24 protein-coding genes and 2 pseudogenes are annotated in these 23,732 nt (G+C 39.9%); 22 read left to right on the plus strand and 4 right to left on the minus strand.

What is annotated here, in order from left to right:
- The first annotated feature begins 186 nt into the window (after nucleotides 1-186).
- The 4 genes from J2Z37_RS15685 (at nucleotide 187) to J2Z37_RS15700 (ending at nucleotide 5,013) form a co-directional block, all read left to right on the plus strand.
- Nucleotides 187-1,302, plus strand: coding sequence for an S-(hydroxymethyl)glutathione dehydrogenase/class III alcohol dehydrogenase (locus J2Z37_RS15685; protein WP_209811232.1), 1,116 nt, complete (start codon nucleotides 187-189; stop codon nucleotides 1,300-1,302).
- Nucleotides 1,303-1,306: 4 nt separating this feature from the next.
- A complete protein-coding gene (gene fghA / locus J2Z37_RS15690; protein ID WP_209811233.1) occupies nucleotides 1,307-2,140 on the plus strand; it encodes an S-formylglutathione hydrolase in 834 nt (277 codons plus the stop codon).
- Nucleotides 2,141-2,293: 153 nt separating this feature from the next.
- Nucleotides 2,294-4,552: a bifunctional glutamate--cysteine ligase GshA/glutathione synthetase GshB gene (gshAB, locus tag J2Z37_RS15695; RefSeq protein WP_245203867.1), complete on the plus strand. Its 2,259-nt coding sequence runs from the start codon at nucleotides 2,294-2,296 to the stop codon at nucleotides 4,550-4,552.
- Nucleotides 4,553-4,641: 89 nt separating this feature from the next.
- Nucleotides 4,642-5,013 carry a DUF6568 family protein gene (locus J2Z37_RS15700; protein WP_245203854.1) on the plus strand — a complete coding sequence of 124 codons (372 nt, stop codon included), beginning with the start codon at nucleotides 4,642-4,644 and terminating at the stop codon, nucleotides 5,011-5,013.
- A gap of 45 nt (nucleotides 5,014-5,058) precedes the next feature.
- Here J2Z37_RS15700 and J2Z37_RS15705 read toward each other — a convergent pair whose 3' ends face one another.
- Complete coding sequence (locus tag J2Z37_RS15705) at nucleotides 5,059-5,562, minus strand: hypothetical protein (RefSeq protein ID WP_209811234.1); 504 nt, start codon at nucleotides 5,560-5,562, stop codon at nucleotides 5,059-5,061.
- A 95-nt stretch (nucleotides 5,563-5,657) separates the two neighbouring features.
- On the opposite strand from J2Z37_RS15705, the gene J2Z37_RS15710 reads away from it, so the two are divergent.
- The 7 genes from J2Z37_RS15710 (at nucleotide 5,658) to J2Z37_RS15740 (ending at nucleotide 10,667) form a co-directional block, all read left to right on the plus strand.
- Nucleotides 5,658-6,287, plus strand: a complete 630-nt coding sequence (locus J2Z37_RS15710) for a vWA domain-containing protein (RefSeq protein WP_209811235.1) — start codon at nucleotides 5,658-5,660, stop codon at nucleotides 6,285-6,287.
- Between the two features lies 1 nt (nucleotide 6,288).
- The gene (locus J2Z37_RS15715) at nucleotides 6,289-7,011 is read left to right on the plus strand and encodes an NAD-dependent deacylase (protein WP_209811236.1); all 723 of its coding nucleotides are present in this window, start codon (nucleotides 6,289-6,291) and stop codon (nucleotides 7,009-7,011) included.
- Between the two features lie 157 nt (nucleotides 7,012-7,168).
- Entirely contained in the window at nucleotides 7,169-7,579 is a 411-nt protein-coding gene (locus J2Z37_RS15720; RefSeq protein WP_209811237.1) for a VOC family protein, read from the plus strand.
- Nucleotides 7,580-7,724: 145 nt separating this feature from the next.
- On the plus strand, nucleotides 7,725-8,267 hold the full coding sequence (locus J2Z37_RS15725) for an HD domain-containing protein (protein WP_209811382.1): 543 nt from the start codon (nucleotides 7,725-7,727) through the stop codon (nucleotides 8,265-8,267).
- Nucleotides 8,268-8,318: 51 nt separating this feature from the next.
- Nucleotides 8,319-8,624, plus strand: coding sequence for a hypothetical protein (locus J2Z37_RS15730; RefSeq protein ID WP_209811238.1), 306 nt, complete (start codon nucleotides 8,319-8,321; stop codon nucleotides 8,622-8,624).
- A 26-nt stretch (nucleotides 8,625-8,650) separates the two neighbouring features.
- Nucleotides 8,651-9,529: a gamma-glutamylcyclotransferase family protein gene (locus tag J2Z37_RS15735; protein WP_209811239.1), complete on the plus strand. Its 879-nt coding sequence runs from the start codon at nucleotides 8,651-8,653 to the stop codon at nucleotides 9,527-9,529.
- Between the two features lie 121 nt (nucleotides 9,530-9,650).
- Nucleotides 9,651-10,667, plus strand: coding sequence for a PDDEXK family nuclease (locus J2Z37_RS15740; protein ID WP_209811240.1), 1,017 nt, complete (start codon nucleotides 9,651-9,653; stop codon nucleotides 10,665-10,667).
- A gap of 226 nt (nucleotides 10,668-10,893) precedes the next feature.
- On the opposite strand, the gene J2Z37_RS15745 is transcribed toward J2Z37_RS15740, so the two are convergent.
- Entirely contained in the window at nucleotides 10,894-11,157 is a 264-nt protein-coding gene (locus J2Z37_RS15745) for a 3D domain-containing protein (protein WP_209811241.1), read from the minus strand.
- A 203-nt stretch (nucleotides 11,158-11,360) separates the two neighbouring features.
- Between J2Z37_RS15745 and J2Z37_RS15750 the strand changes: the two genes are divergently transcribed.
- Together J2Z37_RS15750 and J2Z37_RS15755 are read left to right on the plus strand one after the other, a co-directional pair.
- Nucleotides 11,361-11,681, plus strand: coding sequence for a type II toxin-antitoxin system Phd/YefM family antitoxin (locus J2Z37_RS15750; RefSeq protein ID WP_209811242.1), 321 nt, complete (start codon nucleotides 11,361-11,363; stop codon nucleotides 11,679-11,681).
- Nucleotides 11,665-12,060 (plus strand): hypothetical protein, encoded by a 396-nt coding sequence (locus tag J2Z37_RS15755; protein ID WP_209811243.1) that lies wholly within the window; start codon nucleotides 11,665-11,667, stop codon nucleotides 12,058-12,060. Before J2Z37_RS15750 ends, J2Z37_RS15755 begins: the two co-directional genes overlap by 17 nt.
- Nucleotides 12,061-12,261: 201 nt before the next feature.
- Here J2Z37_RS15755 and J2Z37_RS15760 read toward each other — a convergent pair whose 3' ends face one another.
- Nucleotides 12,262-12,540 (minus strand): hypothetical protein, encoded by a 279-nt coding sequence (locus tag J2Z37_RS15760; protein WP_209811244.1) that lies wholly within the window; start codon nucleotides 12,538-12,540, stop codon nucleotides 12,262-12,264.
- A 553-nt stretch (nucleotides 12,541-13,093) separates the two neighbouring features.
- Between J2Z37_RS15760 and J2Z37_RS15765 the strand changes: the two genes are divergently transcribed.
- A complete protein-coding gene (locus tag J2Z37_RS15765) occupies nucleotides 13,094-14,584 on the plus strand; it encodes a hypothetical protein (RefSeq protein ID WP_209811245.1) in 1,491 nt (496 codons plus the stop codon).
- Between the two features lie 363 nt (nucleotides 14,585-14,947).
- Here the strand turns inward: J2Z37_RS15765 and J2Z37_RS15770 are convergent, their stop codons facing one another.
- Nucleotides 14,948-15,703, minus strand: a complete 756-nt coding sequence (locus J2Z37_RS15770; RefSeq protein WP_209811246.1) for a hypothetical protein — start codon at nucleotides 15,701-15,703, stop codon at nucleotides 14,948-14,950.
- An 822-nt stretch (nucleotides 15,704-16,525) separates the two neighbouring features.
- Between J2Z37_RS15770 and J2Z37_RS15775 the strand changes: the two genes are divergently transcribed.
- The 8 genes and pseudogenes from J2Z37_RS15775 to J2Z37_RS15810 all read left to right on the plus strand — a co-directional run.
- Nucleotides 16,526-16,846 (plus strand): hypothetical protein, encoded by a 321-nt coding sequence (locus tag J2Z37_RS15775; protein ID WP_209811247.1) that lies wholly within the window; start codon nucleotides 16,526-16,528, stop codon nucleotides 16,844-16,846.
- 347 nt (nucleotides 16,847-17,193) lie between these two features.
- On the plus strand, nucleotides 17,194-17,943 hold the full coding sequence (locus J2Z37_RS15780) for a DUF6904 family protein (protein ID WP_209811248.1): 750 nt from the start codon (nucleotides 17,194-17,196) through the stop codon (nucleotides 17,941-17,943).
- A 94-nt stretch (nucleotides 17,944-18,037) separates the two neighbouring features.
- Nucleotides 18,038-18,667, plus strand: coding sequence for a plasmid pRiA4b ORF-3 family protein (locus tag J2Z37_RS15785; protein ID WP_209811249.1), 630 nt, complete (start codon nucleotides 18,038-18,040; stop codon nucleotides 18,665-18,667).
- Nucleotides 18,668-19,059: 392 nt separating this feature from the next.
- Nucleotides 19,060-19,233, plus strand: a complete 174-nt coding sequence (locus J2Z37_RS15790) for a DUF2281 domain-containing protein (RefSeq protein WP_209811250.1) — start codon at nucleotides 19,060-19,062, stop codon at nucleotides 19,231-19,233.
- 325 nt (nucleotides 19,234-19,558) lie between these two features.
- A pseudogene (locus J2Z37_RS15795) lies at nucleotides 19,559-19,972 on the plus strand (NgoFVII family restriction endonuclease); the annotation flags it as partial.
- A gap of 660 nt (nucleotides 19,973-20,632) precedes the next feature.
- Complete coding sequence (locus tag J2Z37_RS15800; RefSeq protein WP_209811252.1) at nucleotides 20,633-20,815, plus strand: DUF4160 domain-containing protein; 183 nt, start codon at nucleotides 20,633-20,635, stop codon at nucleotides 20,813-20,815.
- A gap of 100 nt (nucleotides 20,816-20,915) precedes the next feature.
- A complete protein-coding gene (locus tag J2Z37_RS15805) occupies nucleotides 20,916-21,224 on the plus strand; it encodes a DUF2442 domain-containing protein (protein WP_209811253.1) in 309 nt (102 codons plus the stop codon).
- A gap of 253 nt (nucleotides 21,225-21,477) precedes the next feature.
- A pseudogene (locus tag J2Z37_RS15810) lies at nucleotides 21,478-23,628 on the plus strand (DEAD/DEAH box helicase family protein); the annotation flags it as partial.
- Between the last annotated feature and the right edge of the window lie 104 nt (nucleotides 23,629-23,732).

Genomic DNA, 23,732 nt, shown 5'->3' on the forward strand with positions numbered 1-23,732 from the left:
AGTAAATTGGAAAACATATGAAAGACAGGATTGATTTAGAAAGTAAACGACGGTGTATTTAAACGTAGAGAACCACTTCGTTGATATTTCTAGTGTAGTGACAAAAACGTCAGTATTGTCATCATAATTATAATATGTGATTATAAAATAGCAAATCTTAGAACTCAAAAGAAAGAAGGGATTCAATTGAAAAGTAGGGCTGCTGTTGCATTTAAACCAGGAGAACCACTTCAAATTGTGGAAATAGATGTAGAAGAACCAAAAGCAAAAGAGGTATTAGTAAAGATTCTATATACTTCGGTCTGTCATACAGATGCTTTTACATTATCAGGCGACGATCCAGAAGGCGTATTTCCTGCTGTACTAGGTCATGAAGGTGCTGGTGTTGTGGTTGCTGTAGGGGATGAAGTGACTTCAGTAAAACCAGGGGACCATGTAATTCCACTCTACACGGCTGAATGTGGTGAATGTAAATTCTGTCGTTCTGGTAAAACCAACTTATGTAGTGCTGTACGAGAAACTCAAGGTAAAGGTTTAATGCCTGATGGAACTACTCGTTTCTCTTATAATGGAGAGCCTATTTATCATTACATGGGAACCAGTACATTTAGTGAATATACAGTCGTTCCTGAAATCTCTTTAGTAAAAGTTAACCCAGAAGCACCGCTTGATAAAGTTTGCCTATTTGGATGCGGTGTGACGACAGGGATTGGCGCTGTACACAACACAGCAAAAGTAGAAGAAGGCGCTGTGGCAGCTGTATTTGGTCTTGGAGCGATTGGATTAGCGGTTATTCAAGGATTAGTTCAAGCGAAAGCCAGCCGAATTATTGCTGTAGACTTAAATGAGGATAAGTTTGAATTAGCCAAAAAAATGGGAGCCACTGACTTTGTCAATCCTTCTAAATTTGATAAACCAATTCAAGAGGTCATCGTTGAAATGACAGATGGAGGAGTCGATTATAGCTTCGAGTGTATTGGGAATGTGGAAGTCATGAGGTCTGCTCTTGAATGTTGTCATAAAGGTTGGGGCGAGAGTGTTATTATCGGTGTAGCAGGCGCGGGTAAAGAGATTCATACTCGTCCATTCCAATTAGTAACAGGGCGAGTATGGCGTGGATCAGCCTTTGGTGGAGTGAAAGGAAGAACCCAACTGCCAGGAATGATTGAAGATTATATGAATGGTGAAATCGATTTAGATTCGTTTATTACACACCATTTAGACTTTAAAGATATCAATGAGGCATTTGATTTGCTTCATAAGGGTGAGTCAATCCGTACGATTTTAACATATGGAGAGTGAGAAAGTGAGCCTTAAACTTATTGAAAAACATCGCTCTTTTGACGGAGAACAATGTAAGTACACCCATTATTCGGAAGTCTTACAATGTGATATGACATTTAGTATCTATTTGCCATCAAATAAAGAAATGAAAAAAATCCCACTTATTTGGTGGCTATCTGGTTTAACTTGTACAGATGATAATTTTAGTCAAAAAAGTGGATTTCAAAGATTGGCTGAAAAATATCAAGTGGCAGTCATGATTCCAGATACTTCACCACGTGGAGAACACGTTGCTGATGATGAAGCATGGGACCTTGGACAAGGAGCAGGTTTTTATCTTAATGCGACTCAAGATCCGTGGGCAAAGCACTATAACATGTATACGTATATAGTGGATGAATTAACATCCGTTGCTTCATCTTTAGTCCCTCATTTTTCAGGAGAAGAAAGTATTATGGGCCACTCAATGGGAGGTCATGGTGCTTTAGTGATTGGCATGAAAAATGCCGCGAGATTCAAAGCGATTTCTGCCTTTTCTCCTATTTTAAGTCCGAGTCAAATCCCATGGGGAATCAAAGCGTTCTCCACTTATTTAGGTGAAGATCAAACTTCTTGGAAAGAATGGGATGCTTCAGAATTGATTAAAGAACCCAGCATGCCGCCTATTCTTATCACGCAAGGAACTGAGGATTCTTTTTATCCTGGGCAATTAGATGAAACGTATTTTTTAAAGAATGCTCAGGAAAATAATCAAGTTGTGAATTACGAGAAAATGGAAGGCTATGACCACAGCTATTTCTTTATTGCTACTTTCTTAGAAGACCATTTCGCATTCCATATGAAGTACTTAAGATAATATGGAACGGAAATATCCACATTGCAATGGAATGTGGATATTTTCGATTTATTTTATATTGTTATAGTTTAAAGTTGATTAACAAATAATAAGAATTGGTTTGAAGAAGGGGTGAGCTAATTGGGAGTTACCGTTAAAATAGACTTTAAAAACATGTTAGTCAATGACCGTGTGAAACCATACTTATTTAAAGCCCGTTATGGAATTGAAAAAGAAAGTAAACGAGTTGACTTATCTGGAGATTTAGCCAAAACGGATCACCCTAAAAGTATTTCGGAGCGAGATGATCATCCTTATATTCAGCGGGATTTTTCAGAATTACAGATGGAAATCATCACACCTGTTACGGAAACATTAGAGGAACTGTTTCATTACTTAGCAGCGATCCATGATGTTGCTTATCGTTCAATGGGTAAAAATGAAATGCTTTGGCCTTTAAGTATGCCGCCAGGATTACCAGAAAATGAAGAAAATATCGTGATTGCAAAATTGAAAAGTGTTGAAGATGTTCAATATCGTGAATATCTATCCCATTCTTATGGCCGTCGTATACAAATGCTTTGTGGTGTTCATTTTAACTTTGAATTTGGCGATGAGTTCATTCAAGCGTTATTTAACGCTCAATCAGATATGAAAGAGTATCGAGATTTTAAAACGGAGATTTATCTAAAAGCCACAAGAAACTACTTACATTATCGATGGTTATTCACTTATTTTTATGGAGCTTCTCCTAGCAGTGAAAAGAATTTCTTTAAGGAAGAATCTTTGCATGGTGCTGTAAGAAGCATTCGAGGCAGCAAATATGGTTACACCAATTCGGATGATGTTCAAGTTTCATACAGCAGTATACAGAACTATCTATCTGATCTTTCTTCTATGGTTCAAAAAGGGCTTCTATCAAAAGAAAAAGAATTTTATTCACCTGTCCGTTTAAGAGGCGGAAAACATGTTTCAGAGTTAGCGGATCATGGTATTAAGTATATTGAATTACGCAATATCGATTTAAATCCATTTGAACCGTATGGAATCAGTTATGAGCAAGCAGAATTCCTCCATCTTTTCTTACTTTATTTACTTTGGAAAGATGAAGGGGAAAATTGCGATGAGTGGGTAAAAATGGGGAGTTCCTACAATGATGTAGTGGCTCTTGAACATCCATTAGAGCATACAAAATTTGAAAAAGATGCTGAGAATATCATTGATGAGATGGAACAATTGGTAAAGATCTTAGATTTGCCTATTTCAGAAACACTATTTGTTCATCTGAGAGAAATGTTAATGGACCCAAGTAAGACTTTAGCGGGAAGACTATATAAAGAAAGTGAAAAAAGCAGTCAAGTTCAAGTGGCTACCTCGATTGCTAAAGAAAATTATCAAAAATCATGGGATAAGCCTTATCAATTAGCAGGGTTTACTGATATGGAGTTGTCCACTCAGATTTTAATGTTTGATGCCATTCAGAAAGGAATCCAAGTGGAAGTGTTGGATCGGCATGATCAATTTTTGAAGCTGAAATTAAATGATCATGTTGAATATGTAAAAAATGGGAATATGACAAGTAAAGATAATTATGTATCCACTTTAATAATGGAAAATAAAACAGTAACAAAGAAAATTCTTCACCAACATGGATTCCGAGTACCTAAAGGTGAGGAGTTTCAAACAATCGAGCACGCTTTACGTTCTTATCATCTATTTTCTTCTAAACCCATTGTCGTGAAACCGAAAACAACAAACTATGGATTAGGCATATCGATCTTCAAAGAAGGCGCAACTTACGAAGATTATCATCATGCAATCACCTTAGCATTTAAAGAAGACAATTCTATCTTAATAGAAGAATTTATTAAAGGAACAGAATATCGATTTTTTGTGTTACATGATCAAGTTTTGGCTGTTTTATTACGAGTTCCTGCGAATGTTATAGGGGATGGGAAACATACAATCGAAGAGCTAGTCATTCATAAGAATCGTGATTCTTTAAGAGGAAGCGACCATCGAACACCTTTAGAAAGGATCCAGTTAGGTGAATTGGAGAACCTTATGCTTAAAGGTCAAGGGTATCAATTCGACTCGATTCCTAAAAAGGATGAAATCATCTATCTGCGTGAAAACTCTAATATTAGTACAGGTGGAGACTCGATTGATGTAACAGATCAAATTCCTGATGATTATAAAGAAATAGCAGTGGATGCAGTAGGGGCACTTGGAGCTGAAATTTGTGGGATCGATTTGATTATTGAAGATACAAATGTTCCTGCTACGAATAAAAATGCTTATGGAATCATTGAAGCAAACTTTAATCCATCCATGTATATGCATATCTATCCATATCAAGGAGAATCTCGACGTTTAACTATGCATATCATACATTATTTATTCCCTGAACTATTGCAAACACAGTCCACTTAGGATTTACCACGTTATGTGACAATAAAATTATTGAATGTTCAAATCTAAAACATGCACAACCCTGTCCTGTGTAGAGATGGGGTATAATAATGACAAAAGGAGATGGAGCAATGATTGCTAATTATGAAGAAACTGTAGCTAGTTTTGATAAAATTGATTCCGCAAAAGCACAGGAATTGGTAAATGGGGAAGGGGAAGCCGTTATCTATATTGGCAAGGCTGTATGTCCCTATTGTCAAAAATTCATTCAAAAACTAAAAAAAGTTGCTGATGAAACGGATACTCATATCTATTATGTCAATAGTGTGGAAGAATCTGATATGGAAGGGATTACGGCCTTCCGTAATGAATACGACATTCCAACGGTTCCTGGTTTCATCTATACGAATGGCGACACAGTAAACGTGAAATGCGATTCATCCATGTCAGAAGAAGAAATCAAAGCTTTTATGAATAAATAGTGTCTCCCACATTCTGCCAAGGATGGCAAGTTGAAGTTAAGCGCATCATTCCAAAACACAGGCTAATGGCTTCAGACTGCAATGAGCTAAAGCTTGATTGATGTCATGGATATTATAAATTCTTTTCTCTAAACAAAATTGGATGACCAGATCAAACGTATCACTGTCAGACAATGAGTAACCGGCGGAACCCAACAGTTTCCCGGTTTCTTTTTTGTTTAGCTCAAGAGATAAAGCGAGAGCAATGACGGTATTTTTTCTGGGACGGTAATCTGAATTAGATCGTATTTTGGAGAAAAGCCTGCGGTCTATTCCAGCTTTTTTGTAAACATCTGAGTCAGTAATGCCTTTACGATCGATAAAACCAAACAATACCTGGCTAAATGCGGGTTTACGGGTATTTCTAATAAAATCTTCTAATTCAACAGGATGAATTCCTTCGGAACATGATTCTTCAAAAATGGGAGATTCCAAAACGTCATTATGAAGCCGGATCGGGTGTCTCTCAATATACTCCTCTAATTCTATCAATAGTCTTCGGTCAAGCATCTTACTCGCCTCCAAAAATGTCGCCTGTCAAGCGACCAAATATTGGATAAATATAGGTAATATTATACCATGACTAAATCGAAAGGATGATCGAAATGAACAAGAATCTAACAGAGATCGTTTTTCTCCTTGACAGGAGCGGATCCATGGCTGGGCTTGAAAGTGATACGATTGGAGGTTTTAATGCGTTTATTGAGAAGCAGAGCCGCATAGAAGGAGAAACCATTGTAACGACAGTTCTCTTCGATGAAAGATATGAGATTTTATGGAACGGCGTCCATGTAAACAAAGTAAAACTCACCGATAAGGAATATTTTGTAAGGGGACTCACAGCCCTTTTGGATGCAGTGGGGAAAACGATTTTAGATGTGGGGCACAGGTTATCTAAATCAGGTGAGGAGGAAAGGCCCGGTAAGGTGATATTCGTGATCACAACCGATGGAATGGAAAATGCGAGTCGTGAGTTTACCTATGATAAAGTGAAAGAACTCATTAAACACCAGCAGCAGAAGTATGGTTGGGAATTTATCTTTCTTGGAGCAAATATAAATGTGATGGAAGAGGCGAATCGTATCGGAATCAGTGAGGAATATGCTTATCGGTTTGAGACTTCTGAAATCGGCATAGAGGAAATGTATACTATAGTAAGTGAGGCTGTTTGTGAGAGAAGACAGGCGGCCAACAATAAACATTTTATAGATGACAGTTTGAAGGGTGAAGGATAATATGCTAGCCAAGTTACTCATGGAATCAAAATCGATTGTCGTATTTTCAGGGGCTGGAATGTCGACTGAAAGTGGGCTCCAAGATTTCCGTTCCGCGGATCGGGGAATGTGGAACAATCGAAATCCCATGGAATTGGCGGATATCGACGCAATAACAGGGAATAGGGATGAGTTCCTCCGATTTTACCGTTGGAGAATCGAGGAAATGTTAAGGCATAAGCCCAATAAGGGTCACGAGATTCTTTCCAAATGGGAACAAGAAGGCATTATTAAGGGCATCATTACACAAAACGTAGAAAATTATCACGAGCAAGCCGGAACAACGAGGATCGCTAAATTACACGGAGACCTTGGAACACTACGTTGTATGAAATGTAATACTCAATATCCATGTACAGATTACCTTGATCCACGGTTGATGACAACTTGTGGTATGCGGGACTGCGATGGGTTTGTTCGTCCAAACGTTGTGCTGTTTGGTGAAATGTTACCGGATCATGAGATCAATGTAGCAAATACGCTCATGAATGAAGTCGATTTGTTTATTGTTTTAGGTTCATCATTGACGGTGAGTCCGGCAAATCAGTTTCCCCATCAAGCAAAGATGCGCGGTGCGAAGTTAGTCATTGTCAACCATGATCCAACACCCAGTGATAAATATGCAGATTTGATTATCCGAAGTTCGATAGGTGAGGTATTAAATTGGACGGATAAGCAGTTATAATTAAAATGGGTGTAATAATGTTCAAAGGAACCAAACCATTTCATAAAAAAGGTGATCTCATCAGGATACCCTTCTTTTTCAATCAAAGATTCACATCCAGCGGATGTTTGATGAATACTAAATAGAAAAATGAATGGATGAAAGGAAGGGGAAAATCTTGATTAAATACAAATACCTGCATCATGTAAGTCTTACAGTTACGGATTTGAGAAAAGCCAAAGACTTCTTTGAGAATATTTTATGTTTAAAAGAAATACCTCGTCCTAATTTTGACTTTGCAGGGGCATGGTATGAAATAGAGGGACAACAACTTCACTTAATCGTCGACCCTTCGTCACAAACCATACGTCGGGATAAAAGCTTATCGAGTAGAGAAGGTCACTTTGCCCTTAGAGTTGAAAACTATCACGACACGCTAAGATGGTTAAAACAGAATGAAGTTGAAGTTCTTGAAAAACCAAACGGACCAAGTGGATTCGCACAAATTTTCTGTGCCGATCCCGATGGGAATTTAATTGAACTAAATGTAGATCAAAAGGATCTAAATGAGAAGGGATTTAAGGGTTAATTACCTGAAAATCCCTTTTTTTATGCCAATGGCGGGCAGGAGATCTTACTCCTAACTAGAATTTAATTTGCTGAGACAAAAGGACGCAATGTACCGAACAGACCACATAGGTAATAAAATGAAAAGGACGTGTTGAACGTTGAACATGAACGTAATTGATCTTGCGATCGAATTCGCAGCAGAAGCCCATCAATCCCAAAAACGCAAAGGAACGGACATCCCTTATGTTAGCCATCCTTTTGCCGTCGGGATGATTCTGCTTAAAGCAGGATGCACCGAAGAGGTAATCGCCGCCGGGATTCTACACGATACACTAGAGGATACCGAAACCACAGAACAAGAAATTAAGCGTCTGTTCGGACCAAGGGTGCTCAATATTGTAATCGGTTGTTCCGAACCTGATAAAGGAGCCAGTTGGGAGGATCGAAAGCAACACACCCTTGATTATTTAAAACAGGCGCCATTGCCGATCCGACAAGTCGCCTGTGCAGATAAGCTGCACAATTTACGCTCGATCAAAAGAGACTTATTGAAAATTAGAGAAGAAACGTGGAGCAAATTCAAAAGAGGCCGTCAAAAACAAGAGTGGTATTATACAGGGTTGGTAGAAAGTCTAGGATATTCCTCCCGGTTTAAGCTTTTGGATACATTTCAAGACGAAGTCGAAGAGGTTTTTGGCCCTAAGTAATTGCATGAAGAGTGGAGAAAATTTAGAAGGAACAAGAAGTTTTTTGACCTCATGTTTGAAATTATCTTTGCTTCACCCGAACAGAAAGGAAGGATCGAAATACAGTTGGACCAAAAGGGGGCAAGGGATCTATTAGAAAAAGTGGCTTCATTGTATTATCCGATTCATTCTGATTTTCAAGAGGACTTCGATCAAACAGCCCGATACTTGCAGGATAGAGGGGTTGAATTTCAATCTAATAGCGAGGGACCTATTATGGAGATTGGTTTTAGTGCGGTGCTTAAGCGTTTATTAAATCTCGCTCCACATGAGGTATACCATCATTTCTATCGGAATTTGAAAAGGGGAGTTTTGTAGATTTTTATCTTGAGGAGGTTGATCCTATGCATTATGTTTTTGTTTATGGAACGCTGCGTCAAGAAGAAAGCAACCATCATTACTTGGCTGGTTCCACGAAGGTAGCTATAGCGGCAAGAACGAATGGCCGGTTGGTTGATACCAGTTATGGCTATCCAGCCCTGTTTCAAGATTCAAGTTGTCGAGTTAATGGGGAGGTTTACAAAGTTAATGATGAAACCATGCGCCGGCTTGATCACTTGGAGGGTTACTATGGACCAGGCAATCCACAAAATCATTATGAACGCTTTATTGTTCCAATTGAAACGGATGTGAAAACTATCCCAGCCTGGGTTTATGTTTATGCAAAGAATCGATCAGCTACAAATTTTAAGCAAGTTGATGAAGGGGACTGGAAGCTAGACCGCATGCTACAGAAATCGAGTATTCTCTATTTTGCCTATGGCAGCTGCATGGACATGAAGCGAATCGTGGAGGCTGGTGTTGAGCAGTATTTTCAAAATGTAATAGGAAGAGGAATGTTAAAAGACTTCAATCTTCAGTTTACCATAAAGCAAGCAGATGGCGGGCGAGCTGATCTCGTTGAGTCTGGCGGCTTCACAGAAGGTAAATTGTATGAGATACCAGTCGAAGCAGTCAAAGGATATTTATATGGACGAGAAGGAGTATCTTCCGGTGTCTATCGCCCGATGGTTGTTACCATACAATTGCCGGGTGGTTCAACCTGTGAGGCGCTAACCTTCGTCGTGGTGAACAAAGAAGAAGAAACGGCACCACCTGTTTTTTACATGAAGGAAATCTTGCGAGGCGCATGCCCCATCGTGTCAGCCGAATATTATGCAGGATTGGTCCATCGCTTTGCCACCCAATTTGGGTATTCCATTGACGACAAGGAGCTGTTGTAACAATGGTCAAACCTATCTCAATGACGGCGGTGTCACGAAATACAGCGTGGCCCCGCTATACGTCTTGAGATCACTGACCTTGGGTAAGCTTGGTAATAGTAAGTATTGAGGAGTGTAAAGCATGCTAGTTCCGATTCATTTGGATGATGGGATAAAGAAAAGTGAGGTTGAAATAGAAGACCTAACCTTCAGTTCTCTAGGTTTGAGAGAAGGAGATCTGGAAGAGTTTTTAAGGTTGAATATCGATCTTCTATTCGGGGATAACGAGAGTTTACTGGTGATCGGTCAGCAAGTGCGGAATCAGCAGGGCGGCAGAAGTGATTTGGTTGCACTGGATGAGAACGGAAATCTTGTCTTGATTGAAATTAAGCGGGATTTGCAGGATATCCGAAACCGGAAAGAACCTTTTGAATTTCAGGCCATACGCTATGCAGCCAATTACGCTAAAATCAAAGATGTCGACGAATTGGTGGACAATCTTTTTGTTCCTTATATCGAGCGGCATCGGACTGAATATGAAGAATCTGTTCTGACGACATCAGAGATGGCCAGAAGAAGAATAACCAGCTTTTTAGCGAAAAATAATGCAGTGAAAACCTTTAACAGGAAACAAAGAATCGTTTTGGTTGCAGCTGAATTTGATGCACAAACATTATCTGCCTGTGCATGGTTAATTAATAACCATGTGGATCTGAACTGTTTTACGATTCACCCCGTGAAAATTGGTGAACAGTATTTATTAAGTGTGAATCAAGTATTGCCTCCCATGCCGATTGAGGACTTCTATGTTGAAATCATCGACGAAAAATCCAGAGCCACCTCTAGAGTAAGTCCCGATGACACGGGGATGAGTAGAACCTATCTCCCAAGAATGCCCAAGCTATTTGAATGGGGAATCGTGCAAAAGGATGATCTTCTAACGATTAAAGATTTTGAGGACTCTGAAGCAAAAGCACTTAATCCGAAGGAAGTAGAGTTTAAAGGGGAGAGAATGTCCTACAATCAATGGGGACAAAAGGTGACCGGATGGTCATCAATTTGCATCTACGAATGGGCGAAGTCACAAAGATTGGATGATTTATTGGACAAGCTCAGAAGGGAAAAGATGACTGAGCTCTCACAAGTGGGGATTGAGTGAAAGTGAAGCAGTCAAATAGAGTGATTGACAATCCACTGTAGCTATTAAGATTTACAGCAATCTGATCGGCCTCCACTCATTGAAGCTGATAAAAGATCGCTTTGTTGTGGTGAGAATGCTAGCAAATGCCTTTTATCTCTTTCTTGATATTTTGAAAACTAGTAGAAGAGATCTCTTCTCAAAAAAAGATTAGTTTTCTAAACATCAATCATCAGTCATATCTGGATCAAATATTGACATAGCCAATAATCCGTAATTTAATTTTTTGGCGGCCGTTCTGTACGGCGTCAGCTTCATTCCATGTAAAGATGTCCACCTTATTGCCACGGATGGCACCACCGGTATCTGCCGCTAATTTCCGTTCAATCCTCCCGTCTTGATATTGAATTTCGACTTTGCTCCCAATTGGAATGACAGATGGATCAACGGCAATGAGCTCCTCTGAAACTTTGAGTCCGCTGCGAGTAGTAAGTCCATCTCCAAGAGCCATTTTACCACCTGGGAAACAGGGGATTGGCATGTCTGTTCGTATGATCAATTCTACCTTTCCAGATCTTTGTTCAAAAAAGAATTAAGAGGATTATGGAAGCTGGTTTCAGTATGTTTTATCACGTATAATATTATGTAATACTATACGTAAGTAATCATAAAAACAGTACCATTGAATAGACTAATGAAAGGGGGAATCGAAAGGTGGGAATAGTTGTGGAAAAACCTTCATTTACTGCTGACCAGCTTATTTCGGCATCTAATGCTGCGAAAAATTTTGGGGAACTTCGTAAAAAGGCCAAAAATCTTCCGCAATTTATTACGGATAATGGAGAAGTGGATACAGTGGTTGTGGGATATGATTATTTTGAAAAAATGTATGCTCGATTAAAGGAATTAGAGGCCAAAGAAGAAGCATTCATTCTACAGGAAAGAATAAATCGACTAGACAAAGACCCCTCAGCAGGAATGTCATGGCGATCTGTTCGTCGTTCGGGGCAGGAAGAAAATGAATCCTCGATTTGATGTTCGTCTGGATCCAGATGCAGTCACTGAATACAATCGATTGGATGGTTCTGTTGTACCTATCGTTAATAAAGCCATTGATGAATTAGAATACCGGGCCGATGAGGCAGGCAAGCCATTGGGAAACAAGCATGGATCTAAACTAGCAGGATGCAAAGAAATCAAGCTTCGTGAAGCTGGGATCCGAATTGTTTTTCGAATCACGAATGAAGTGGTCGAAGTCCTGCGTGTGGTTTATGTCTTAACCATTGAAAGGAGAAGTGATGATTTTGTGTTCAAGATTGCTTCGCAACGTCTTCGAAAAATGAAGCGATCAAAGGAGGAACTGAAATCACACCTTTCAAAAGGAAGTAAGTGGAATGATTCATCAGATGATTAAGGTTCACAGTTTAATTATAATGCGCGAAATTCCTTTATATTCACCAAACTCTTCTATGTAAGACTTGAAAAAAATGGTGTTAATAGTAAATCTTCTTTTTCTAGGATTAATTGGGTAATAAAATCGAATGTTTCTTGAGGAGAGAAATGGGGACTACGGAAGGAAAGCAGTTTCGCTCTAATAGGCTGAGGCCATATAACCCTATTTTTGTTCATCCTTAAAGTCCTCAGGTGATAAGGATTTTATGAGTTCAGCTGTCGTTTGGAATTTTCCTCTCGTGTATGCTAGGCGGCTTTCCGAGATCATCTGTTTTAATTCAGGATCCGATTTTACATCAGAAGCAATCAAGGATGTATCTTCCTCCTGAAGAACAACAGTGAATGTCCCTTTTCCAGGTATAAAAAAGCTGCACACAGAATTTTCTTTATTCATTTTAACTATTGCATCCATGAGCTCTGTCGAGGAACTAATCTTTTGCATTTATAATGACACCTACCTCCATTATTTGATGAACATATCAATAAAAATATTATATCAGACCATGATTGTGACGACAAAATAATTTCATTAGTTTAACTAATGAAAATAGATTCTAAGATGATTGCCTGAGATTTCCTCACTTTATTTATTTAGCAGGATACTTTTTTCATAAATCGAATCTTATTATATGAGTCGAGAGTTCCGTTTGGATGTGGATGTGGTGCTCTGGAAAGAAGGTTTCATTACTCAAGGATGATCAGCCCGTAGTAATCACGCTTTAAATGTCTCATAAATTGAAGAGAACAAAAGAGAAGAAGGTGTCTCCTTAAGGTCAGGTTTATTTATCTCAGGGTTCACCTTCTTTTCGTGTGTTATACAATCAACTGCCCATCAGCCTTATGTACAGCATCCTCAATAATTTCAATAACATCTTGATAAAGATCCTTTGGCAGACAAAAATTAATTCATTTCCACCAATTCACTCTACTCTTTAGATGGTATTAACATTAAAATAGAGATAGTAATAACTCTAGAAAAAATTAGGTGAAAACCATTGACGGATGAACAACAACTTATACATATCCTACGCTCCAATATGAATGATTCTCTACGCGCTGCGCTATCAGATTTTGTCAGTCTGAGTGGGGTCATGACAGAGTTTTCTTCTGCCGACTTTTGGCGAGATACGGACCGTGTCCTGGAAACGTTGAGATTACTAGATCTCATCCTGCAAGCGACACTGTATAAAGGGGAATGGCAGCTTCGTGATGATGATGCGATCATTCATCGTTACAACCGTCTGTATGGACAAGCCCCTTTATTGAATGTGAAGCATTTTTTGAATGTTTGCAGGAAATATAATTGGGTGACCTCTGCAAAAAATCCCCCGCTTCGGCTTCAGCCTACCGGAAAAAGAATGATCGGACACTTGTTTAGAATCGCCAATGATGCATTCGCATACCATCTTCAACCGGAAGATCAGCAGGCCCTTTACCAGGCCATTCGTGATGCCAAATTAGGAGAGGCTTATGAAGATGAGGGAATTGGTGGAGGTGAAGTGTTAGCCAGCATGATTTCCAACCTAGAGGATGCGAGTGAAGAATTGGAACTTAGCATTCAACGCTATATTTATGAGGGGAAAGGGATCCAAAAGGTACAGGAAATCGGAGGTTTGTTGGACCAGGTAAAGGATCGCCTGGAAACACGTTTTGAAAAGTCAGTGGAATTCATCCCTGACAATCAACTACAGTTGTTAAGCGAGCGGGCTCATCGAGCATTTGCGGATGCTCATAGCGTATCTTATCCTGTTTTGGGGCAAACAGCTATTTCAAGCCTAAGAAGGCAAGAAAAACGGGTAACACATATTGATGTGAATCAATTGCTCCGTTATCTATCTGATTGTGCCCAATTAGAATTTCGAAATATTGATGATCAGGTAGGACTTATTGATTTGATGGTTCCTTTCAATGGTGAAGAAGATGATGGGTTGGGCATTTGGTGGCCCCAGGAACTTCCTATGCCGCTAAGTGAGAACTTGATAGACCGGGGAATGGCAGAGCTTCAGCGGATTATCCAGCTTGAACCTATTGTTCCAACAGATTATGGGGAGGAAATGGAGTTTCTGGAACCTGATATCGTGTCCCTTGAGGAATTAAAAGAGTGGCAGGGTCAGTCTGCTAGTCTTGCAGAGGAACAGTCACTAGATACGAGAAAAGTGGAGGAGTATTTGAATCTTCTTAAGCGAGATCGAGTGGATTCTCTCTTGGCCAATATATCGGAAACATGGGAGGAGGCGGCGAACCATTTGCTTTCTGTTTCCGCACTCATTTCCCAACACTTAGCTTATCTTGAGCAAACATCCTCTGATAGAGTGACAACCATTCACCCCTTTATGGTGCCATTCCGATTGGGACATCCGGACGAAGATCCCGATTGGGTTTGGACAGTACAAGCCTCTGGGAAACTTCTGAACAAGGCGTTAAAAGAGAGGAGAAAGGAGGACATTGCAATTCCGTTTCTTTGCGTTGCTCCACATGTGCGATAGACCGGGGAATGGCAGAGCCCATCGCCAATTTGGCGAGATGTCCGTCAAGCTCGATCGGCTGCGTGAAGTGCGCTTGATGATGGAAGAAAAGATGCGTGAGCGGGATCAACTGACCTATCATATCAATGATCTGGATCGGTCCATTCAGCTATGCTCCGAGAAAATGGATCGAGCTCGCCAAATGCAACTGGCATTGAGCCAAGAGATCACTCATTTAAAGGACATTATTCAGAAGATCGAAGATGACCAAGAAGAGCAACAGCGAAAGAGGAATGGGCTGATCGCAGAGGAAGAACAACGGAAAGGGGAAGAATCCCAGTTTCATGAAGAGTATTCAGAGATGGTCAAGACTCTTTCACCCTATCAGCCGGAGTCTTTCGAGTCCATTAGTGAAATGCGTTTAAAAAGCTGGGAAGATGATAGCCGTAGAAAACTGGATGAAGCCGATGCCATGCCTGTACCCTTAGAGCCGATCTCTTTCCAGTCGAATAAAGTTTGACCATTTTGATGCATTTGCAGAAGATGGATCAAAAATTGAAAGAAAAGCTTTTCTTTTGCTTGCATTCTTGGAGATGTTACCGGGATGATTTCCTTTTGTTCCATGGCGATCCTGAAGAGATCATCATAAACACCAGACAGTCCTTGATGTTTAGCTAATCTGTTGAACTCTTCAAACCAAAAGCGGTTCCATTCCTCCAGTGCCTCTTCTTCCAATTCTTTATGGTTTTGTAGCCATATCAAACCTTCGGGGCCTATTGTAAGATATTTTGCGGTAATGGTACGACCATCACTTGCATACTCGAGCCACTCCGCCAGGAGTTGGACATCCATTGCTTTTTCAAGAAGGGGCGTGTGATCCAGAAGTTCCTTTGGGAAAAGTGGCTTTTTTCGTTTTCCCCATTTCTTCAATAGGTTCATGATGAGTTGTCTTTCCTCCCCCGTGAAAGGAACCTTTTCCGGAAGAGCTTTGATTCTTAGCGATGCCTTTAAGCGGAGCGAGCGCATCAGCTCTTGATAAACGTGGAAATAAATGAATCCATCTTTTTCTTCAGGCACTGCAAAAGATTGACCTGCCTTCAACAAGTGTTCTGGGGGAAAAGAGGGAGGTACCTTGGTCATCATGTTACTCCTTTATATGCTTTGAGATTCGGTCTTTTGTGTATGGATCTTATTTTAACATATCTTTTTTTACCATAGAGCTACAAGAAGTCTCAGAAATTTAAGTCCAAGAAATCGTAAGAAAACATAGGTGGAAACCCATATTTTTTGGCGTAAAAGCGATGCCCTATTTCTTTAGTTCAAATCATTCCTTGTCATTATAATGAGTAGTCGAATGGTGGGAATACCCAAGTTGCAGTAAAATCCATCCACTGGGTGTTACGTGCCGATCGAGAAGCCAAAAGACTTGAAGGATGGGTGGCGCTCTTTCCCGATCGGCTCTTTAAAAATTTGCGTTCTTTTGAATCTCTGAGATGCTTTTTTGCTGAATTTGGAATTTTCGCTGAAGCTCGGTAATCTTTTGTTCTTGTTTTTTTATTTGATTTTCACTATGTGCAATTTTGTTATTTAAAGCTTGTATGTGAGTGTCCTTCTCATTTAATTCTTGGTGGAGAACGTCAATCCGTTCGCCTTGTCCATCGTTTTATGAACCTCCTTTGATGTTAAGTTGAGTGGATCAATTTATAATATAATTATTTAAGTTTTACGATTATCCTGCCGGTAAATAATGGGTATTGTATATAGCGATACTAGATTTGATAGTCCTCTTACTTCAACCATATAGGCGTGGGGAAGTCGTCCATAAAGCCTTGCAGCATGGAGGAAGGACCTTTGAGGAGCCAAAGGATTTGTTTAGTTGGATTTGATATTGAGAAGAAAATAAGGTGGGATTATGGTACAATAAATTTAATAACTTGATTCGGTTAAAGGGGAGAGTTCTCTATGTCTAATGAAGAAATATTGACTTTGCTTAGAACTGTGATTCAGGAAGAATTAAACCCTATTAAAATGGAGTTGCAGGATAGCAGGGCACAAATGATTTCTCGGTTTGATATGTTGGAGGCAAAGTTATCGGGAGTAGAGGATGTTGTAGCCACGATTGAATCTAGTGTAAAACGTCTAGAGGTAAATGAACCTGGAGATGTAATGGGAATGCTTAAACAGTTGAATTTAAAACTGGAGGAAAATCATGGACTCTCCAGCAAAATAGATGAACTTGAAACTGATATGAAAATTATCAAAAAGGTTATTTCCAATCAGTAATTAATAAAGCTTTGAAAATAGTTTATGCGATTTAACAAGCCTGACAAATTCTGTCAGGCTTTTGCAATTTGATTGTGAAAACCTCTATACTGGCTTTTTAAAAAGGTGCGAGGTCGAGGAATTAAGAAGGGGACTCACCAAAAACGACGCATAAATCGATGAAAATGACGCATAAATTCAAAAAAATGAATTAAGACATCTCTTTTTTGAAGCTTAAAGCAGCTTTCCTACGTCTATCCAAAATTAATAGAGGAATAATAGGAAGAAACTATTTCACCCAGCGGTTATAATAAATTTGATTGGGAAACATCTGTTTGAAGATGAATACAGAAAGGATACGGTTTATTATGATATTCGCTATAAATACCCCAAACCACGCTGGAATATCTATTCTCGGTGATAATATGGATTTTGAAGAACTCTACGAAACTTTGCATGCCATCGTGGGAGAGGAGGGTGAATTTCTATCACACGATTCAGCCCGATTAAGAGTGTTGGGAGTTTGCTATGATATTCGTCATGCCCTTATGGGAGACCGGGAGATTCAGTTTATGGACAATGGCATGGATGCAGAAAAGAAGAAATGGCTGGGAGTAATTACTCCTGATAAAAATATATATTTGAAATTTAATGTACTTTGGCCGGAAATCTTGTTTGTAATCATGGCACTCAACGATTTTGTAAGACTTTATGCTGGAAAGAATGCGAAAAAAGCCTATCATGCAATGACAGACAAGCGGAACATTTGGGATCCTTCCATTACCCATGTGAGGGCTTTTCAGTCCGCGGTAATGAAATGCATAAAAGAGACAGTATCTTCTCCTTCCTATACCCGCATGTTAAACATGATGCATAAGGATTATACCTGGTTTGACAATTATGTGACACAGTATGTAGACATCCTTAACTGCAGACTTATCGATATGGACAAGGAAAAACGGATTAAAAACATACCAACTATGGCGAAAAGATTGGCGGAGCATGGAGATGAATATAAGCAAGTTCAAATTGAGGTTTTAGCTGCAGCGAAGGCGTATGGTTGCCCTGTTTCCAGTTTAAGGGCCAATGTGGATTATCCCGAGGAGATTGAGTGGTAGAAAAGCAACAGGTAGATTACGGGCTATTGGAGGGTAAGAAGACGACGTAAAACAGGAGGTTTTAAACAATTATCAGAAATCGGATGGTGGATGTATGATTTATCAGCTTAAAATTACTCTAAAAAGAAGCAAGCCTCCTATCTGGAGGCGAATTCAGGTTAATTCGGGAATTACGTTTCATCAATTGCACCAAATCATTCAGATCTCCATGGGTTGGCTGGATTGTCATTTGCATGAATTTGATTGTGGGATTCCAATAGCCAAAAGGGAACAGATGGAGGGGCTCCTCGAGGAAAATAAATTGGTCGAGGAATTGTCACCATGGTATTTCTTCTTATCGAATCCTTATTATGATAATATAGCTATCATGGTGGATCCTGTTCAACCCGATGTGTTCTTTCAACGTGATGTTTTTTTGGATGAGCATGGGGAAAGGCTAGCAGATTGGTTATTGGGTGAGAAGGACAAATGCCTATACACGTATGATTTCAAAAACGATTGGCAGCACGAAATCCTGCTGGAAAAAATCGTGCCGAACGATCCGGAAGTTAACTATCCTCTTTGTGTTAAGGCAAAAAGAGAAGCACCGTTGGAGGGGAGTGGTGGGATCCTAAATTACGTGGAGGATAAAGAAGACAGTAGAACGGATCAGGAAATTGTTCAAGATATCAATAAAACTTTTCAAGCGATGGCCAAATCATTACAGCCTACTGATTTATGGTGAACTGGACTTAGATCCGGATAGTCTTTATGAGGAAGGGATTGGCATAAAGGGGATTGAAAGTATAATTAAAGATGCAAAAAACCCTCAGTTCAATGAGATTTCGGAAAGAGCCTAACTGGGGTATTAACTAAATATAAGGATAGGGAGACCCACATGAAGGTTTCTTATTTCTCTTTTTAAAGGATGTGATATTTAACATTTATTTTACGCTTACTGTTTAGAACAAACCGAAATGGTCTTTCTGTGATTTCTGTTCACTATACCTTAGCATCAGGACAATCTTGGGAGGTGTAAAATTTAACTGGCATGGGGACTAAACGCACAGAGACAATTTCATTTATCAAGCCGGTTCGGTGTATAATGGAGATAAAAATAAATGATTGGAGGACCTTATGAGTTTAGAAGAAAAGTTATTAAAGGAATTTCAAACACTTTCTGAGGCAAACAAGTTAGAGGTTCTGGATTTTGTTGAGTTTTTAAAGACCAAAAGTAAAAAACAATTGGAAGGCATCATGGATAATATCATTGAGCAAAATCGCGAAGCTTTAGAGGAACTTGCAAAATGAAAAGTATTGAAATGGCAGATTTATTAACATTTCACCAAAAAATTGTTAAACTCGGATTAAAGAAAGCCGAGGGATCATGGACGGAAAAAGAGATAGAAACCTGGATTTCAAATCATAGAATACGGTAACAATAGAGGACCTTTGAAACGAATGAAGGTTCTTTTTTGTTGGTTCAAATCGATCAGTTGATGACTAAAATGCCCGTTAAAAACAAAGCCCCACAATCTAACTCATAGTTAAATAGTTCATACAACTCCCAAGCCTGACAAAATCTGTCAGCCTTTTGCTATACTAATATCTAAGAATGTCAATCCAAGGAGCCCCCATGAAACAAGGACTATACGAACAAATCATTAACAGAGATACTATGAATCAGCTTTCCACCCTAGACCCTTCTTACGAAATTGGCAAAGAACCGATGGATGCGGAAGAGGCGAGGAAGCTATTATCCAATTACATATCTACAGTCACCCGTTGGGCCCTAAAGCTAATCCGTGAGCAAACCCCTGATGTAGAAGCAGTACTTGCACAGATTCGGGCGTGTAACGAGATCATCTCCACATTAAAGAACAATCTCGGGGAAGAGGAACTGGAGCAGTTAAAGGTGGATGAGCAAGGGGAGATTCTCACCCACGTGTATTCCAAGATTAATAGCATAAGAGGGATAACCGGGGAAAAAGTGCTTCGCCCGGCCACGCCATTATCTCAAAGCTCCCTGTTTACAGGGGCTCATTCTGATAGCAGACGGTGAAGCGTATGCTTTGTGAAGTCGAACATTAAAAGCATTTAAAAATAGCTGCCTTCAATTGAGGGGGAATTGTTTTAGGGCCCTCCGTAAAATAGGGTACATAATGAACGTTGCCAATCAAATTTCTTTGTCCTTTCTTTTAATTCGAATCTTTATCTCTCCGTCAAAGGATTTACTAGCTGTTGCAAATGAGATAATGTTAATTTTTAAGTCCTCGTTCTAAGTATGGAAAACTCCTTTCCTCCATTCCTTAATTTAGAAGTAAAATCTTCTTCAGAAATCCCGGTTTCCAGGTATAATTAAATTAACTGTTTTGCCACTTCATATACTAGTCGGCTTCTTTCTTCCCAGGTTTCCTGAAATTCAGGATACTTCAATAGTTTGGATAGTTATTTCTCCAAGTCATCCATTATTCATAGCCTCCTTATTGGCTGGTAAAAGTCAGCATTATAGGTTTTTTGCCAAGCTCAAACTCCCGTATAACATTCATATAATATTCCCAAATGATATTTAAATAAAAGGATTCAACTGGCTCCTATCATTAGGTTTTACTTTTGGATAAGTTGGAGATAAGTTACTAGATTTCAGATGAAAAAGCTTGAATAGGTTGTCATATTCTTGTCATATAATATAAGGTGGTGCTATTGATCGATGCCTAGAATAGGTAGATTCGGAGGAATGAGCATCGCAATGTACTATAACGATCACATTCCACCCCATTTTCACGTCATTTATGGTGAACTGTTTACTCGTATTGCAATTGATTCTGGTGAGTACTTGAAAGGGGATGTGGCCTTGCCAAGAACAAGGAAAGGGATATTCTCGAATGGTTAGATAAGTACCGCACTGATATAATGAAAGCATGGGAAGCTTGTCAGGCTATGCCTAAACGTGAGCCAGGCAAGATTCCACCGCTTTATTAGGGGGGGTTACTTTGGTACTAGTTAATAAGGCTGTGCCCATTCCGGGACTTGATGGACGGTTATTTGTGCATTTTGATAACGGAGAACAAAAGTTTGTTAATATTAACCCTCACATGGATGGTGTTTTAGATATATTGAAAAATCCCGAGTTTTTTAGAAAGGTTTATGTAGATGAAGAATTAAGAACTGTAACATGGCCTGGTGAACTGGACTTAGATCCGGATAGTCTTTATGAGGAAGGGATTGGCATAAAGGAGATTGAAAGTATAATTAAAGCAGCTAAGACCCCTCAGTTCAATGAGTTTTTGGAAAGAGCTTAACCTGAGGTATTAGTGAGGAGGAGACCCACATAAAGGTTTCTTCTTTCTCTTTTTAATGGATGCGATATTTAAACACTACTTTACGCTCACCATCATAGAATGATCAACCCAAATGATCTTTCTGTGATTTTTGTCCACTATACCCTAGCATCAGGAATCGTGGTAAAAGTAGTCAATACGACATTCAAGCCTGACAACAGTTGTCAGGCTTTTGCTATACTTATATCTAAGAATGTAAATCCAAGGAGCACCCATGAAACAAGGACTATACGAACAAATCATCAATAGAGAAACTATGAACCAGCTAACCACCCTTGACCCATCTTATGAGATCGGCAAAGAACCGATCGATGCGGAAGAGGCGAGAAAGCTATTGTCTAATTACATATCTACAGTTACCCGTTGGGCTCTAAAGCTGATCCGTGAACAAACCCCAGATGAAGAAGCGGTACTTGCACAGATTCGAGCGTGCAACGAGATCATCTCCACATTAAAGAACAATCTCGGGGAAGAGGAGCTGGAGCAATTAAAGGTAGACGAGCAAGGGGAGATCCTCACCCACGTGTATTCCAAGATCAATAGCATAAGAGGAATAACCGGGGAAAAAGTGCTGCGTCCAGCCACGCCATTATCCCAAAGCTCCCTGTTTACAGGTGCTCATTCTGAGCCCAATATGATGAACGAATTAAAGCACGAGATCGTAACGGCCAATCAAATTGATTTCCTGGTTTCCTTCATCAAATGGAGCGGTCTGCGATGCCTGATGGAACAGCTGGAACAATTTACAGCAATTGGTGGGCAGCTGCGTGTCATTACGACGACGTATATGGAAGCGACAGATTACAAGGCGATCATGGAACTAGCCAAGCTGCCCAATACGGAGATCAAGATTTCCTATGATATTGACCGCACGAGGTTACATGCGAAGGCCTACGTTTTTAAAAGGGATTCCGGTTTTACTACGGCTTATGTTGGGTCATCGAATCTCTCGAATCCAGCCTTAACGAGTGGTCTGGAGTGGAACCTGAAGGTCACAGAAAAGGATTCCTATGATGTACTGAAGAAAATAGAGGCCACCTTTGAAAGCTATTGGAATGATCGGGAGTTTAAAGCGTTCTCCAGAGAAAATGGGGAACATGTGCAGCAGCTTAAAAGCGCATTAAAAAAAGGGAAAGAGAAGGGTCTAGAGGCTTCCCATTTTCATTTTGATATCATGCCTTATGATTATCAGAAAGAAGTCCTGGAAAAGCTGGAGGCGGAGCGGACGCTGTACGGTAGAACGAAAAACCTCGTAGTGGCAGCGACGGGCGTAGGGAAAACAGTCATCTCTGCTTTTGATTTCAAACGCTTTTTACAGAAAAATCCGCGGGCACGGTTGCTATTTGTCGCCCATCGAGAGGAGATTTTAAAACAAAGCAGGGAAACATTTCGCTACATTCTAAAGAATTTAAATTTTGGAGATTTGCAGGTGGGGAGCAACCAAGCCCAGTCCCTTGACCACTTGTTCATCAGTATTCAGAGTCTAAACTCGATGAAACTGACGGAAGTGACAACCCCTGATTTCTATGATTTCATCATTGTCGATGAATTTCATCATGCGGCAGCCCCTTCCTACCAGAAACTTCTCGCGTACTTTCAACCGAGAATATTACTAGGACTCACAGCCACGCCGGAACGAATGGATGGGAAGGACATTTTCCGTTATTTTGATGATACCATGGCCGCGGAAATCCGTTTGACGGATGCGATCGATCGCAAATTACTTTGTCCTTTTCACTATTTCGGGGTAACGGACAGTGTGGATTTGACACAGGTCAAGTGGTCGAGAAGAGGGTATGATCTGCACGAATTAGAGAATTTATATACGAATAACAAAATCCGTGTGACGCAAATCATAAACAGCCTAAAAAAGTATGTAACGGATCTCGAAGAGGTAAAGGGCCTGGGATTCTGTGTCAGCGTAGAACATGCCCTTTATATGGCAAAGGTGTTTAACGAAGCCGGTATTCCTTCGATCGCCTTGCACGGTTCATCAAAAGACGAAGAACGAAATACAGCAAAGCATAGGCTTATTAGTGGTGAGATTACGATGATTTTTGTCGTGGATTTGTATAACGAAGGCGTGGACATCCCAGAGGTGAACACCATTTTATTCCTCCGTCCAACGGAGAGCTTAACTGTTTTCTTACAACAGTTTGGTCGAGGCCTGCGACTGACAGAAGGCAAGGAATGTCTGACGGTTTTGGATTTTATTGGACAAGCCCACCAAGAATACAATTTTCAGGAAAAATTTCGCGCCCTGATCGGCAAAACCAAACATTCTATCCAGCATTATGTGGAACATGGGTTTGCCAGCTTACCTAGGGGGAGCTTCATCCAACTGGAAAAACAAGCCAAGGAATATAGGTTCAGTCTTCCCTAGGGATCGACGTAACTGAATTAATTGTTTGGCTATTTCATATTCTAAACGCCTATCTTCCCAGGCTTAGCGGAACTTGGGGGTCTTTT

The organism is Ammoniphilus resinae, assembly GCF_017873965.1.
Taxonomy (GTDB): Bacteria; Bacillota; Bacilli; order Aneurinibacillales; family RAOX-1; genus Ammoniphilus_A; species Ammoniphilus_A resinae.

Excerpts from the sequence above, each read along its gene's own strand:
- gshAB (WP_245203867.1), top strand. The coding sequence starts at position 2,294 with ATGTTAGTCAATGACCGTGTGAAACCATACTTATTTAAAGCCCGTTAT.
- J2Z37_RS15700 (WP_245203854.1), top strand. The coding sequence starts at position 4,642 with ATGACAAAAGGAGATGGAGCAATGATTGCTAATTATGAAGAAACTGTA.
- J2Z37_RS15705 (WP_209811234.1), bottom strand. The coding sequence starts at position 5,562 with ATGCTTGACCGAAGACTATTGATAGAATTAGAGGAGTATATTGAGAGA.
- J2Z37_RS15710 (WP_209811235.1), top strand. The coding sequence starts at position 5,658 with ATGAACAAGAATCTAACAGAGATCGTTTTTCTCCTTGACAGGAGCGGA.
- J2Z37_RS15715 (WP_209811236.1), top strand. The coding sequence starts at position 6,289 with ATGCTAGCCAAGTTACTCATGGAATCAAAATCGATTGTCGTATTTTCA.
- J2Z37_RS15725 (WP_209811382.1), top strand. The coding sequence starts at position 7,725 with ATGAACGTAATTGATCTTGCGATCGAATTCGCAGCAGAAGCCCATCAA.
- J2Z37_RS15730 (WP_209811238.1), top strand. The coding sequence starts at position 8,319 with ATGTTTGAAATTATCTTTGCTTCACCCGAACAGAAAGGAAGGATCGAA.
- J2Z37_RS15735 (WP_209811239.1), top strand. The coding sequence starts at position 8,651 with ATGCATTATGTTTTTGTTTATGGAACGCTGCGTCAAGAAGAAAGCAAC.
- J2Z37_RS15740 (WP_209811240.1), top strand. The coding sequence starts at position 9,651 with ATGCTAGTTCCGATTCATTTGGATGATGGGATAAAGAAAAGTGAGGTT.
- J2Z37_RS15745 (WP_209811241.1), bottom strand. The coding sequence starts at position 11,157 with ATGGCTCTTGGAGATGGACTTACTACTCGCAGCGGACTCAAAGTTTCA.
- J2Z37_RS15755 (WP_209811243.1), top strand. The coding sequence starts at position 11,665 with ATGAATCCTCGATTTGATGTTCGTCTGGATCCAGATGCAGTCACTGAA.
- J2Z37_RS15760 (WP_209811244.1), bottom strand. The coding sequence starts at position 12,540 with ATGCAAAAGATTAGTTCCTCGACAGAGCTCATGGATGCAATAGTTAAA.
- J2Z37_RS15770 (WP_209811246.1), bottom strand. The coding sequence starts at position 15,703 with ATGACCAAGGTACCTCCCTCTTTTCCCCCAGAACACTTGTTGAAGGCA.
- J2Z37_RS15775 (WP_209811247.1), top strand. The coding sequence starts at position 16,526 with ATGTCTAATGAAGAAATATTGACTTTGCTTAGAACTGTGATTCAGGAA.
- J2Z37_RS15780 (WP_209811248.1), top strand. The coding sequence starts at position 17,194 with ATGATATTCGCTATAAATACCCCAAACCACGCTGGAATATCTATTCTC.
- J2Z37_RS15785 (WP_209811249.1), top strand. The coding sequence starts at position 18,038 with ATGATTTATCAGCTTAAAATTACTCTAAAAAGAAGCAAGCCTCCTATC.
- J2Z37_RS15790 (WP_209811250.1), top strand. The coding sequence starts at position 19,060 with ATGAGTTTAGAAGAAAAGTTATTAAAGGAATTTCAAACACTTTCTGAG.
- J2Z37_RS15800 (WP_209811252.1), top strand. The coding sequence starts at position 20,633 with ATGCCTAGAATAGGTAGATTCGGAGGAATGAGCATCGCAATGTACTAT.